Here is a 13,406-nt window from a genome sequence, read left to right on the forward strand (position 1 = left end):
ATTTTTCAGCTATAAAAACTCATTATAATCCCTGATTAAAATCCAAAGCAAATTTTTTAACATCATTCCAATTTGTGTATTCTATCACACTACTTAAATCAGTAGGACCATGAGTTATATTCATAATAAATTTAATCATATACTTATCAAGAATCGAATATTCTGGATAATTTAACACTCCTCCGATAATAGACAGTTTTTGAGGTTTCCATTTAATAGATGATAAAAATTTTTTAACATATGGATTACATTCAATGGTTCTTCTTTCTTCTTTTCGAGCAATTAACGAAATTGAAAAAAAGGCATTTGGTTTAGACTGAATTTCTTTATAATGTGAATTTATATATTTTTTTACTAATGAATTATGTTTACCATAACGAATGCTTGCCCCAATAATAATTCCATCATAAAAATTTAAGTCTGGAATTGTCTCTTTTATAGATATAACATCTACATTAGCATTTAAATATTGTTTGATGAAATTTGATACTTTTAAACAATGACCATTTGTAGTTGAATATATAATTAATACTTTTTTCTTTTTAGGATTTAATTCATGTGTTTTTTGCATATTTTAGCATTAGTTCCTACAAAAGTACTGCGAATAATAAGGGAATTCTTATTCAGTTTGTCTGTTTTTTATCATGTAAATTTTTTTTCAATAAATTCTGCTAAGACAATATAAAGCTGCAATGATAATAAATAATTTTATTCTCTTGTTTATTTTAAGATAAAAAGGTAAATTTGTTAAAGACTTATTAAAATACAACTAAAATAAAAATGATAAAAATAGCAAAAGATAAGTATGAATTACTTAATACAGTTTCCCATGCTACAGGGATTGTATTAGGTATTGTTGGTCTTATTTTTTTATTAATTAAAAATAGAAGTATAACTGCGTATAGTACTTTAAGTATATGGATGTATGGAATATCAATAATAATTTTGTATACTTCTTCTACTATTTATCATTTATTTTCCAATGAAAAAATGAAAAGAAAAGCTCGAATTTTAGATCATATGAGTATTTATCTTTTAATTGCTGGAACATATACACCAATATGCTTGATTACTTTGGCTAATAATTCGGGGTGGACCTTATTTTTTATTGTATGGACTATAGCTACAATAGGTGTTATTATGAAAGTATTCTTAACGGGTAAGGTAGACAAACTTTCTTTATTTCTGTATTTAGCTATGGGATGGATGATCATTTTTGATATTAAAAATGTTATAGAGTTAATGGCCTCCTATGCTTTGTTGTATTTAGTAATTGGTGGAGTTTTTTATACTTTAGGAACGATTTTTTATGCTATTGAAAAAATTCCCTATTCACATTTTATTTGGCATTTATTTGTTTTAGGAGGAAGTACAGCTCATTATGTAATGGTATATTCTATTGTTTAAAATTTATATGGAAATATTAGGAGTGACCGGTGGAATAGGAGCTGGAAAGTCAACAGTTATTAAGATATTTAAAGAGAAAGGATACTCGGTATATAATTCAGATATAAGAGCTAAAAAACTTATGGAAGAAAACGATTCTTTAAAACAAGGGATTATAAATTTATTAGGGAAAAAGGCTTACCTTAATGGATCGTTAAACAGAAGTTTTATAGCCCAGAAAATTTTTACAAATCATGAGTTATTAAAACAACAAAATAAGTTAGTTCATGCAGAAGTTAAAAAAGATTTTAAAAATTGGGTATCTGAACAAAGTGGGAAGTTTTGTATTAAAGAAACTGCAATATTATTTGAAAGTGAATCCTATAAAGATTGTAATTATACACTCGTGGTAACAGCACCCGAAAGATTAAGAATAAAGAGAGTTATGAAAAGAGATAATATTCCGGAAGATAAAGTTAAATTAAGGATTAAAAATCAATGGCCTCAGGAAAAATTAATTAAATTATCTGATTTTCATATATCTAATGATTCAAGTATCGAAAACTTGAATAAGCAGGTAAAATCAATTATAAATATACTTGAGAATCAAATATAATTTAAAAAAAGTAGGGAAAATAATAAATAGAATAGCAAAATTTATTTCTAATAGAATAGTTTAGGGAATAATAATACTATTGATTATATTTTTCAATAAAATAAATATTCTGATAAAATTAAAGAATTGCTAATATGCATATTTTATTTTTATTCATAAAAATATAGGATAGAAGAATGCGAAAAATAGGAATTCAATTCCTGTTGAAATTAATAAATTATTTGAAAAATATATAAAAATATATAAAAAATATTAACTGATTCGTGCTAATTTTGCCATATAGAATCCGTCAAAATTACTGTTAGAAGGTAAAATAGATACTTCTTCTTCCAATTTAAAATTTTTATTATTCTCTAAAAAATTTAGAACTTGTTTTGTGTTTTCTGAAGGCATTATGGAACATGTAGCATAAACCATTATACCTCTATTTTTTACTAATTTTGAATTATTTTGCAAAATTTCCCGTTGTTCTTTATAAATTCTTTCCATAAATTCGGGGGTAAGTTTCCACTTAGCATCAGGATTTCTTCTTAGTACACCTATGCCACTACAAGGAGCATCAATTAAAACTCTATCTGCTGTATTTTCAAGTCTTTTAAGGGTTTTAGAATCCTCAATTACTTTTGTTTGAATATTGTGAGCCCCATTTCTTCGTGCTCTTTGTTTAAGAGTTTGTAGTTTCCATTCATGTATATCTAAAGCAATAATATGACCTTTGTTTTGCATTAATGCTGCTAACTGTAAAGTTTTTCCTCCAGCACCTGCACAAGAGTCAATAACCCTCATGCCTGGTTTTGGATTTAGAAACTGCCCGACAAGTTGAGAAGATGCATCTTGAATCTCAAAAAGCCCATCTTTAAAGGCTTGAGTTTTAAATACATTTTTTTTGTATTCAAGAATTAAAGCATCTTTATAACCCTTAATAAAATCTACAGATATTTGTTCTTCACTCAAAATATTTTTTAAATCCTCAGCGGTAGTTTTTAAAGTGTTAGCTCTTAAAATAGTAGAAGCAGGAATATTTAAAGCCTTCATTTCTTTATACCAATTTTCTCCTAATTCTTCTTTCATAAGTGTTTGCATCCAGTCAGGAATTGAATATTCAATAGCCTTAGAGGGGAAAGCAAGTTTAAAACGATCTTTTATTTTTTTTATATATATTTTTTCAAATTCCGGGAATAATGGGAGTTCTATTTTCTTTAATAATAAATAAGTGGCTATTATAGAATAAATATTATCGGGAGCCATTTTTTTATTTGCATAAAATTCAAGTTTTCTTTTCCATCTTATAATGTCATAAAACGACTCGGAAATAAAAGATCGGTCTTTACTTCCCCATTTCTTATTATGTTTAAGAGTTCGTTCAAGTACTTTATCTGCATATTTATTTGGCTCAAAAAAACTTTCTTTAAGAGCTTTTTCCAATCCTTGAATTAAATTTCTATGTAATATTTTCATGTGATTAATAAATGTAAATGGAGCAAAAAATAATTGCAAATATAAGTGTTATTGTATTAAATTTATTAATATAAAAAAAGAACGTTTTTTTAATAATTTTATCTTTGTTAAATTGTTAAATAATTGAATATGAAAGTATATTTTATTCCAGGATTAGGAGCGAATTGTAAGTGTTTTAAGCATATAAAATTACCTGATGGTTTTGAAAAAGTATATATAGAGTGGTTTACTCCTAAAGGTACTGAAACTATAGAAGAGTATACTCATAAAATGGCAGAAAAAATAGATACCACGGAACCTTTTATTTTAGTAGGATATTCATTTGGAGGAATAATTGTGCAGGAGATGAATAAATTTATGAATCCAGAAAAAACTATTCTTATAGCAAGTATGAAAAATGATATACAAACTCCGCAATTATTTAAAATATTAAAAAGAATAAAGTTTACACATTGGTTTCCTATGACATTTTTTACAAGTAAAAAATTTTTATCTTATGCTTTTTTAAGATCAGTTTATTTTAAAGTGCGACCTCCCCGGATAAAAGATAAAGAAGATTTAAAAATTGAAGAATATATGACTCAGATGAATCCCCAATATTTAAAATGGTCAATTAACCAGATTATAAATTGGAAATCTGAGAAAGAATGTAAAAATATATATCAAATACATGGTACAAAAGATATTATATTTCCATATAAAAAAATTTCAATAAAAACTAAAAAAGATGATATGCAAGATAATTTATATACAATTGATAAAGCTTCACATATTTTAGTTTTAGAATATCCACATAAAATAAATAAAGCTATTGAAAAAATATTATTATAATTGTAATATTTATTTCATTTAAAAGTGTAAATTTATAATAATTTAAAATAGATAATTAATGGATAAGAATTTATTTCTTTTGTTATTAAATGCATGTAATTTTAGTTATTTTCATATAAATAGTTTTTTAAAAATATACAGATGAATACTTTTTTTCTTAAGTTTGCATTTTCTATAAACAGTAACTATTAGATAATTAATTGCTAATGAATTATTTAAAAAAAATTTTATCGGTATTTATTTTAATTTATTATTGCGCTTACGGACAACAAAGTATTCCTTTTGATCAGCAATACTTATTATCTGATAAAGTTTTAATAAATCCTTCTTATACAGGATCAACAGATGAAATAGTATTAAAATCTACGTACCATCAACAATGGAATGATTTTAATGAGAGTCCTAATACTCAAACTATCAGTGCTCATTTTAATGCTTTTGATAGAGTAGGTTTAGGAGCCTATTTTTTCCGAGATGAGAATGGACCTATTACTTTAACCGGATTGAATATTTCTTCTGCTTATCATATACCTTTAGGAGATGAAGAATTTAGATCAGAAAGTCAATTCTCTTTCGGATGTTCTGTTAGCCTATTTTCTCAATCATTTGATTATAATAAATTAAGGCCAGAAGATCAGAATGATCCGTTATTATATGGTGATAAATCTATATTTTTGCCTTATTTCAATTTAGGCACATCAGTAGTTTATTCTGGTTTTTTTGCAGGTGTATCTGTTTTAGATATTCCATTAGGTAGGAATAGACCGGTTGTAAATTCAATAGAACCTTCTCCGACTTGGTATTATCTTAATTTGGGTTACAATTGGGAGTTGGTAGATAAAATTTCCCTTGAGCCCTCATTCCTTATGTCATTAAATACTAATTCGGAACGAATTATGGATTTTAATTTGAAAGCAAAATATAAAGATGATTTTAATGCATTTGCAGTAGGAGTTAGTTATAGAACAGCAAAAGATTCACAGCAAAGTGGTGGTCTTTCTTTTACTCCTTTTTTCCAGGCAGATTTAGGAAAACTTAATTTTACTTTTGGCTATAATTTTGGTATATCAGATATTTATAAAGAAGGAGGAGACGGTCTTATGGTAGGTTTAGGTTACAATTTAGATAATTTTATCAATCCTAACGGCTTTAGGTATAGATAATCATTTTATTATTTTTATTTAATATGGAATTTGTAGTTTTAGTAAGTGAACTTGATGAGGTTATTGGAGAGATGGAGAAACAGGAAGCTCATATAAAAGGATTACTTCATAGGGCTTTTTCAATTTTTATTTTTAATAAAAAAAAGCAATTACTTCTTCAGCAAAGAGCTGGAACTAAATATCATTCCCCTTTAAAATGGACTAATACTTGTTGTAGCCATCCCAGAAAAAATGAATCCTATTTAGATGCTACACATCGAAGGCTAAAAGAAGAATTAGGGTTTGATTGTCATCTCACTGAAAAATTTCATTTTATATATAAAGCAGAGGTAGGTGATGGTTTAATAGAACATGAATTTGATCGTGTTTTTATTGGAACATATGAAAATGAAGTATATATTAATGTACAAGAAGTGCATGCTGTGAGATGGGTTAGTATAGAAGATTTAAAAAACGAAATAAAAAATTATCCAGATAACTTTACTGAATGGTTTAAAATTATTTTTGATAAATATGAAAATGAAATAGAAAACTTATTTCAGTAAATTATTTAATAAAATTATAAAAAATAAAACAAATAGCCTTATATTATACTGAAATAATAACAATTAAAAAAAATTATTTTAGGTGAACAAAATTTAATTTATGAAAAAAGTTAAAAAAGCCGTAATACCTGCAGCAGGATTAGGAACTCGTTTTTTACCTGCAACAAAAGCTATGGCTAAAGAAATGCTGCCGATTGTAGACAAACCTACAATACAATTTATAGTAGAAGAAGCTATAAAGTCAGGAATTGAAGATATTCTTATAGTTACAGGAAAAGGAAAACGTCCGATTGAAGATCATTTTGATTCAAACCCTGAATTAGAAAATAATTTAAGAGAGAAGAACAAAACAGAATTATTAAAAGTTGTAGAAGAAACTACAGATATTAACTTACACTTTATACGTCAGTCTCATCCAAAAGGATTAGGGCATGCTGTATTACAGGCTAAAGCCTTTGTAGGTAATGAGCCTTTTATAGTGATGTTAGGAGATGATTTAATGGAAGATAAAATACCATTAACAAGGCAGTTGATACTAGACTATGAAAAGACTCATGCAGCAACTATTGCCGTAATGAAAGTACCTCATGAAGAAACTTATAAATACGGAATTATAGCTCCCGAAAGTATAGTAGAAAAAGGGTTGTATAATGTACATAGTTTTGTTGAAAAACCACAACCGGATGTTGCTCCAAGTGATTTAGCAATTATTGGAAGATACCTTTTGACACCTGAAATTTTTGAAATATTAGAAAATCAAAGTCCGGGTGCAGGAGATGAAATTCAACTAACAGATGCTATAGATACATTAAATAAAACCCAAAGGGTATTTGCGAGAGAATTTTGTGGAAAACGATATGATGTAGGAGATAAATTTGGCTTTTTAAAAACAAGTATTCAGTATGGATTATCTCATCCTGAAATAAAGGAAAGTTTACATAACTACATTATAGAATTAGGACAAGAACTTATTAAAAAAGATTCTTCTAAAAAGAAGTAAATCAATAAAAATAGATAGATGTAAAAATCTCCTTCATTTAAGGAGATTTTTTTATTTTTGCACAGATTTGCATGAAGTATTTATATAAACATAAAACAAAAATAAATTATATTCTTTTTATAGTAGCCTTTATTTTTAAGTTTGCTGTAATTCAGGAATATGTTCATATAGAGCAACATAATAAAGAACATTCACATCATGTAGATTGTCAGGTTTGCCATAATATTTATTTAATAAGTAAATATCAGGCATTTGAAATCCCTGAAATTTTTGATTTTGCTTTATTCAAACATTCAATTCAATTACATTTATTTACCTGTGCATACAGTAATATATTTTTTAAAAATATAATTAGTTCAGAGCTGTATAATCGCCCTCCTCCTCAAGGGGTTTAAAATAAATAATCATTTTTCAACTTTTTCTTTTTTAATAATGCATAAATCATTATTAAAAAAAGAAATCTATTTATCTTATAAACCCTTTTTATGTCTAAAATATTTATATTACTATCGCTAACTATAGTAATAGTTATACAAGCGCAAAATGTTTGTAATTATTCACTATCAGGAAAAATTAAAGATATACATTCAGGAGAAACCATAGAAAATGCCGAGGTCTTAGTATGCAATACTATGGGACAAAAAATATATTCAACATTCACAAATGAAAAAGGAGAATATTTAATTTCTAATGTTTGTGCAGAAACTTATAACGTTATTATTTCACATTTAGGATACATTTCTAAAACTTTTCCACTTTCTATTAATAAGAACATTATAAAAAATTATTCTTTAGAGCATCATGAAAAAGAGATTCAGGAAGTAATAACAATAAGTAAATCTCATAATAATACAAAAACTTCATTAGAAAATAAAATTTCTAAAAGTCAAATTAATTCCTATTCAGATACAAATTTAGGAATGGCTTTAACTTCCATAGCCGGAGTAAATTCATTAAGTACAGGAAATAATATTGTTAAACCGATTATACATGGTTTACATAGCAGCCGTGTGCCTATTTTGAATGAAGGAATTAGGCAGGAAGATCAACAATGGGGAATAGAACACGCTCCGGATATAGATGTAAATCTTGCCAATTCTATTTTTATTATTAAAAGTGCAGGAGCTTTGCAATATGCTGGAGATGCTATAGGAGGGATTATATTGGTGGAACCTAAAAAACTAACAAGGCAAGATACTTTGTTAGGAAATATACTAACTTCTAATATTTCAAATGGAAAAGGCGGGAATATGTCAGCCAATATAGAAAAAGGGTTTGGAAATGGTTTAGCTTTTCGTGTGCAAGGGACCTATAAAAAATTAGGAGATTTGTCTGCACCGAATTATAATCTTTCTAATACAGGTATTTTAGAAAATGATTTTTCTGTTCAGGCAGCCTACAATAAAAATAGTTTTGGAATGGAAATTTTTTATAGTTATTATGGTACAGATACGGGAATTTTAAAATCGGCACATATAGGAAATTTGGAAAATCTAGTAAATGCTATTAATAGTAAACAACCTCTAATTATAGAAGATTTTACTATGGATATTGATGCTCCTAAACAAAAAATACAACATAATCTGGCTAAAATTAATACTTTCTATAATTTTAATTTAGGTAAATTGAGTTTTACTTACGGCTATCAGTTTAATAACAGAAAAGAATATGATATAAGAAGATCAGCATTTAAAGGAAAACCATCATTAAATTTAGATTTGACAACACAGGATTTCCATTTAGATTTTGATCATAAAAATATTTTCGGTTTTAAAGGTAAGATGGGAGTATCTTATATTTTCCAGAAAAATATACCTAATGTAGACACAGGAATAAGTCCCATAATACCTTATTATGAAAAAAATAATGTTGGGACTTACTGGATAGAAAATTATTCATTGACTCCTAATCTGATTTTAGAAACAGGTTTTAGATATGATTATCAAAAAATAGATGCACTTAAATTTTTCAAAAAAACAAGATGGCAGGATTTAGGGTATGATAAAAAATATCCAAATCTTGTACTCAAAGATACAGGTTTAAGCTATCTTACCAATCCTGTTTTAGAATTTTATGGATTTGCAGCTACTTTAGGAGCAAATTATAAAATAGGAGCCTCAAATGATATCATAGTAAATTATTCACTAAGCAGTAGAACGCCTAACCCCAGTGAGTTGTTTAGCGATGGTCTACATCATTCCGCAGCAGCCATAGAATTAGGAGATTTAGATTTGAAAAATGAAAAATCTAATAAAATTATGGCTACTTTTAGAGGAAACTTATTGAATTATCGTATAAATCTGGAAATAACAACACATTATAATTATATTAAAGATTATATAAATCAAATTCCTACAGGAGTAGAATACTCTATTAGAGGAGCTTTCCCTGTGTGGAAATATATGCAGACTCATGCAGAAATTTATGGAATAGATGTAATGGCAGATTTTAATATAAATCCTAACATAAAAATAGAAACTAATTTCTCTTATTTACGAGGCAATGATAAAAAAAATGATATAGCTTTAATTAATATGCCACCAGCTAAATGGGTTAACTCTTTGCTATATGAAAATAAAAAATGGATGAATTTTTTTACAAAGCTATCTTCTATAAGTGTATTTAGACAAAATCATTATCCAGATTATAACTTTACAGTGAATATAGTAAACAACGGAATAATTACTCCTACCTTGTTAGATATAAGTACACCTCAGGCAGCTTATCAAATATTTGATTTTAATACAGGGTTTTCTTTACCAATTACGTATCACAATAAATTAAATATATCATTTACTATCAGAAATATATTTGATACTTCCTACAGAGATTATTTAAATAGATTAAGATTTTATTCGGATGAAGTAGGAAGGAACTTAATACTTAATTTACAATATAATTTTTAACACTAAATAAAAAAAATGAAAAACAAAATAACAATAAAAATAATTAGAAATTTACTAACATATTTTTCAGTATTTTTAATAATATTTATAGGGTTTATCTCCTGTTCATCAGATGATAAATATGATATTATCAATTCAATACCAGAACATGAACACGAGGAAATATCTAAAATAGTATTAAAATTTATAAATCTGACAGATCCTACATTAGTAAGAGAGTTTAGCTATCAAGTAAAAGAAGGGACTACAGAGTTGCCACTTACACTTGTTAATATTCCTACAGGGACTTATAATGTAGAAACTTATTTTTATTCTGCACATGGAGACCATATCCATGATGTGACAGATGAAATATTTATTGAAGATGCAGAGGATCATTTTGTATATTATCAGAAATTAAATAATTCTCAGATTAATATAAAATATGCAGCAGAGGATAGGGTAGATGCTCAAGGAAGAAAATTAGGACATAAAACCTTATGGAATGTTCCTAAAGAAGGTGGAATGGTTTATTTATATTTAATGCATCAATCGGCTGATAAGAATCCTGATGCGCCATCGGCAGGACAATTAGGTGGAGAAATAGATATTGAAGCTCATTTTGAAATAAAAACCGATTAATATTTAAAACTATAAATCCAAAAATATGTATTAATAATAAAATATATCACTTACTTTTAATAAAAAAAAGCCATATCGTATTTAGCGTATGGCTTTTTTATTTTATTAGTGAATTTTTATTTAAAATAATTTTAATAAGTATCTCTTACATATTCTAAAACTTTTTGAATTTGCATTTTAATTTCTCCATTAGAATGCTGGAAATTATTATTCATATAACTAAATATCAGTATTTTATTTGACTTTGTTTTTAAATATCCGCTTAAGTTGTACACTTGTCCCATAGACCCGGTTTTAGCAAAAATATAAGGTTCTTTAGACTTAAAGCTGTTTTTCAAAGTACCACTTACCCCACCAGTTGGAAATATATTAATTAATCTGTCAAAAGAAAACTCTTGATACATTTTATTAAGAACAAAAACAAAATCTTGAGGAGATATATTATTATATCGAGATAAACCTGAACCATCTACCCAAATAGGTTTTTGAGGTATTTTGTTTAAATGTTCATTAATCATATAATTAATAATTTTTTTACTGTTCATATTTTCATAAAGTATTCCACTAGAAATCATTAAAATTTGTTCTGCCAGAAAATTATCACTAACAAGCATCATACGTTTAAATAGGCTATCAGAAGGAATACTATATAATATGTTTACTTTTCCGGCAGGAAATTTATGAGTAAGAGTGACAGGCTTTTTAATTTCTATTTCCAGTAATTTTCGAGTTAAAGTATCAGAAGTTATAAAAGGTATTTCCAAATGCTTTTCTCCATTAGAGAAAAAAATATTTTCATTAAATAGTCTGGAATACTTATTTCCTTTCCTTACTATATTTCTTTCAAAATAGTTTGGATTTGATTTTAAATTTTGATATATGTTTACAATATTTCCATATATTGGAAATGCGCTTCGTTCTGCTGAATAATATTCAGCAAAATCATCCCACATCCATCCTTTGCCATTAGGATCATCTTTAAAATTATCTAAAAATAATGAAATTGGCTTTTTACTATTTTTTAAAAAATTTATTACCTTATTTTCTTTAAAATAAGATTCAAGCAAAGAAGGGTCTCCGGTGCCTGCAATATATAGAGTATCATTTTTAATTAGATATTTTAGAGCAGGAATAGAATCGGGAATAATTTTTAACCCTGTATAAAGGCTAAAAATTTTAGTGTTAGAGGCTGGGATAAAATACTTTTCACCTTGAAAATTATAGAGTTCTCTCTTTCCTACAGGATCATACAAATAAAATCCAACCCACTGTTTTTTATAAAAATCAGAATTAAAATGAGAGTCTAAAAAAGAATTTTGAGCCTTAGTAATCTCAAAAATAATAAATGCCCAAAAAATGAAATTATATTTTAACATTGAACAAAATTATATATATATTGAAAAAAAACAAATAAGAATGGGATCTTCTTTTTAAATTTATGTTTAATTCTTAGGAGGTTTAAATCTCACCTCTCTTTATTTAATATGAACTGTTTATTATCATAATAAAAAAGTGAACCTGCAACATTATTTTAGATAATTTTACGTGAAATCTATCAACTCTATATTATTTTTTCCGGCGATATTTCCCTAGCTCATCTATTTAAAAAATAGTTAGTTATTGGCATTTTTTTAATATTACAGGATTATTATAATCAGATTCTAAATTAAATTCACAATCCGGAAAAACAATTTTTCTTTCCTTTTCATCATAAAACCCTACCCAATAAAAGCGGATGATACCATTTTCTAATAAATCAATATTAGCAATAGCTCTATCTCTTGAAAAACTATTCCAATTCATATTCATTCCCCCAGGTCCTAGATCCTCAGGTTTTATAAGGAGTAACTCAAATTTATTTTTCTTTATTTTTTTGAGTTTTGCTTTGATATAAATTTGATTAGACAATACAGCAAAGAGGATGTTATTTTCATCAGTAATGGAAATATTTGCAGGACTATCACATGAATATCTCCAATTCCCATTAATTATAACACTTTTGCTTAGAGTATCAATCCCAATACATTCTTCTAGACTTCTACATTCAGTACAAGGTTGCTCTACAATTTTATATTTATTTATTTCATTAGTTGATAAAAAATTCACACCATTATATAGATACCAATGAACTAAGTTATTACTGATTATTTCATAAGAAATGGTTTCTGAATAAGAACAATCTTTTTCTAAAGAAATATAAGTTCTATTTCCTTTCTCAACAATACTTTGAATTTTACATCTTAAGTTTTCTTGTCCTTTATTATCAATTACAGAATCTTTAGTATAAGTAATACTTCTGTTATCAGCATCACATGGCAGAAATAAAATAGTGTCATTTTTTTGTATGGTAAGCATTTGCCATTTTCCAAACTTACCTATATTTTCAATATTCGATATAGGAATATTTTTTTGTTTTGAGAATTACATCTACAAAATAGTACACAAGTTACTAATGTTAATAAAATAATATTTTTCATTGATTAATCCTTATTTAAGTTATTAGATAAAAATTAATATTATATACTGTTTTTCCTTTTAATGAATAGTCAGAAATATTTAAATATAACTTATTATTTAGGCTAGTTCCCTTATTCTTATAACTTGTTCCAACATCTTAAAAATGATAAAAAACTTTTCCATTATCACAACCTCGTCCCACTATAACTAAGAAATGATCTGTTGTTCCTTCACTAATGCGTCCTTTATAATTTAAATCGTAATCTACTCCTACTTGTATAGGATTTCCCTTTTCAAGTTGAGAAACTAAATATGTTATACTTACATTTTGCTTGACCCGATTTTATTTCTAATTAATAAGTAAATTGTCAGCAAAATTAACTAAAAAACATAAAATTTTGGAAACTAAAAAATCTTATTATA

The 13,406-nt window shown here is 26.6% G+C and carries 13 protein-coding genes; 9 read left to right on the top strand and 4 right to left on the bottom strand.

Annotated elements, in window-relative coordinates; all coding sequences use genetic code 11:
- Positions 1–22 precede the first annotated feature (22 nt).
- Positions 23–571, bottom strand: a complete 549-nt coding sequence (hemG, locus tag C4S76_RS08220) for a menaquinone-dependent protoporphyrinogen IX dehydrogenase (RefSeq protein ID WP_105193995.1) — start codon at positions 569–571, stop codon at positions 23–25.
- A 209-nt stretch (positions 572–780) separates the two neighbouring features.
- Between hemG and trhA the strand changes: the two genes are divergently transcribed.
- Together trhA and coaE are read left to right on the top strand one after the other, a co-directional pair.
- Positions 781–1,407, top strand: coding sequence for a PAQR family membrane homeostasis protein TrhA (trhA, locus tag C4S76_RS08225; RefSeq protein WP_105193996.1), 627 nt, complete (start codon positions 781–783; stop codon positions 1,405–1,407).
- Between the two features lie 7 nt (positions 1,408–1,414).
- Positions 1,415–2,002 carry a dephospho-CoA kinase gene (coaE, locus tag C4S76_RS08230; protein WP_105193997.1) on the top strand — a complete coding sequence of 196 codons (588 nt, stop codon included), beginning with the start codon at positions 1,415–1,417 and terminating at the stop codon, positions 2,000–2,002.
- Between the two features lie 252 nt (positions 2,003–2,254).
- Here the strand turns inward: coaE and C4S76_RS08235 are convergent, their stop codons facing one another.
- Complete coding sequence (locus tag C4S76_RS08235; protein ID WP_105193998.1) at positions 2,255–3,460, bottom strand: RsmB/NOP family class I SAM-dependent RNA methyltransferase; 1,206 nt, start codon at positions 3,458–3,460, stop codon at positions 2,255–2,257.
- A gap of 129 nt (positions 3,461–3,589) precedes the next feature.
- Between C4S76_RS08235 and C4S76_RS08240 the strand changes: the two genes are divergently transcribed.
- From C4S76_RS08240 to C4S76_RS08270, 7 genes are all read left to right on the top strand, one after another.
- On the top strand, positions 3,590–4,291 hold the full coding sequence (locus C4S76_RS08240) for an alpha/beta hydrolase (RefSeq protein ID WP_105193999.1): 702 nt from the start codon (positions 3,590–3,592) through the stop codon (positions 4,289–4,291).
- Between the two features lie 206 nt (positions 4,292–4,497).
- Positions 4,498–5,454, top strand: a complete 957-nt coding sequence (locus C4S76_RS08245) for a PorP/SprF family type IX secretion system membrane protein (RefSeq protein ID WP_105194000.1) — start codon at positions 4,498–4,500, stop codon at positions 5,452–5,454.
- Between the two features lie 23 nt (positions 5,455–5,477).
- A complete protein-coding gene (idi, locus tag C4S76_RS08250) occupies positions 5,478–5,999 on the top strand; it encodes an isopentenyl-diphosphate Delta-isomerase (protein WP_105194001.1) in 522 nt (173 codons plus the stop codon).
- Between the two features lie 100 nt (positions 6,000–6,099).
- Entirely contained in the window at positions 6,100–6,999 is a 900-nt protein-coding gene (gene galU, locus C4S76_RS08255; RefSeq protein WP_105194002.1) for a UTP--glucose-1-phosphate uridylyltransferase GalU, read from the top strand.
- A 71-nt stretch (positions 7,000–7,070) separates the two neighbouring features.
- Complete coding sequence (locus C4S76_RS08260) at positions 7,071–7,394, top strand: hypothetical protein (RefSeq protein WP_105194003.1); 324 nt, start codon at positions 7,071–7,073, stop codon at positions 7,392–7,394.
- Positions 7,395–7,484: 90 nt separating this feature from the next.
- Positions 7,485–9,905 carry a TonB-dependent receptor gene (locus tag C4S76_RS08265; protein ID WP_105194004.1) on the top strand — a complete coding sequence of 807 codons (2,421 nt, stop codon included), beginning with the start codon at positions 7,485–7,487 and terminating at the stop codon, positions 9,903–9,905.
- 15 nt (positions 9,906–9,920) lie between these two features.
- Positions 9,921–10,526, top strand: coding sequence for a hypothetical protein (locus C4S76_RS08270; protein WP_105194005.1), 606 nt, complete (start codon positions 9,921–9,923; stop codon positions 10,524–10,526).
- Positions 10,527–10,657: 131 nt separating this feature from the next.
- Here the strand turns inward: C4S76_RS08270 and C4S76_RS08275 are convergent, their stop codons facing one another.
- Positions 10,658–11,902 carry a D-alanyl-D-alanine carboxypeptidase gene (locus tag C4S76_RS08275; RefSeq protein ID WP_105194006.1) on the bottom strand — a complete coding sequence of 415 codons (1,245 nt, stop codon included), beginning with the start codon at positions 11,900–11,902 and terminating at the stop codon, positions 10,658–10,660.
- A 241-nt stretch (positions 11,903–12,143) separates the two neighbouring features.
- The gene (locus C4S76_RS08280) at positions 12,144–12,881 is read right to left on the bottom strand and encodes a hypothetical protein (protein WP_105194007.1); all 738 of its coding nucleotides are present in this window, start codon (positions 12,879–12,881) and stop codon (positions 12,144–12,146) included.
- Positions 12,882–13,406: the final 525 nt, after the last annotated feature.

The sequence above is a fragment of the Apibacter adventoris genome, assembly GCF_002964965.1.
GTDB lineage: Bacteria > Bacteroidota > Bacteroidia > Flavobacteriales > Weeksellaceae > Apibacter > Apibacter adventoris.

Coding starts and splice junctions, on each gene's coding strand:
- hemG (WP_105193995.1), bottom strand. CDS start 571: ATGCAAAAAACACATGAATTAAATCCTAAAAAGAAAAAAGTATTAATT.
- trhA (WP_105193996.1), top strand. CDS start 781: ATGATAAAAATAGCAAAAGATAAGTATGAATTACTTAATACAGTTTCC.
- coaE (WP_105193997.1), top strand. CDS start 1,415: ATGGAAATATTAGGAGTGACCGGTGGAATAGGAGCTGGAAAGTCAACA.
- C4S76_RS08235 (WP_105193998.1), bottom strand. CDS start 3,460: ATGAAAATATTACATAGAAATTTAATTCAAGGATTGGAAAAAGCTCTT.
- C4S76_RS08240 (WP_105193999.1), top strand. CDS start 3,590: ATGAAAGTATATTTTATTCCAGGATTAGGAGCGAATTGTAAGTGTTTT.
- C4S76_RS08245 (WP_105194000.1), top strand. CDS start 4,498: ATGAATTATTTAAAAAAAATTTTATCGGTATTTATTTTAATTTATTAT.
- idi (WP_105194001.1), top strand. CDS start 5,478: ATGGAATTTGTAGTTTTAGTAAGTGAACTTGATGAGGTTATTGGAGAG.
- galU (WP_105194002.1), top strand. CDS start 6,100: ATGAAAAAAGTTAAAAAAGCCGTAATACCTGCAGCAGGATTAGGAACT.
- C4S76_RS08260 (WP_105194003.1), top strand. CDS start 7,071: ATGAAGTATTTATATAAACATAAAACAAAAATAAATTATATTCTTTTT.
- C4S76_RS08265 (WP_105194004.1), top strand. CDS start 7,485: ATGTCTAAAATATTTATATTACTATCGCTAACTATAGTAATAGTTATA.
- C4S76_RS08270 (WP_105194005.1), top strand. CDS start 9,921: ATGAAAAACAAAATAACAATAAAAATAATTAGAAATTTACTAACATAT.
- C4S76_RS08275 (WP_105194006.1), bottom strand. CDS start 11,902: ATGTTAAAATATAATTTCATTTTTTGGGCATTTATTATTTTTGAGATT.
- C4S76_RS08280 (WP_105194007.1), bottom strand. CDS start 12,881: ATGCTTACCATACAAAAAAATGACACTATTTTATTTCTGCCATGTGAT.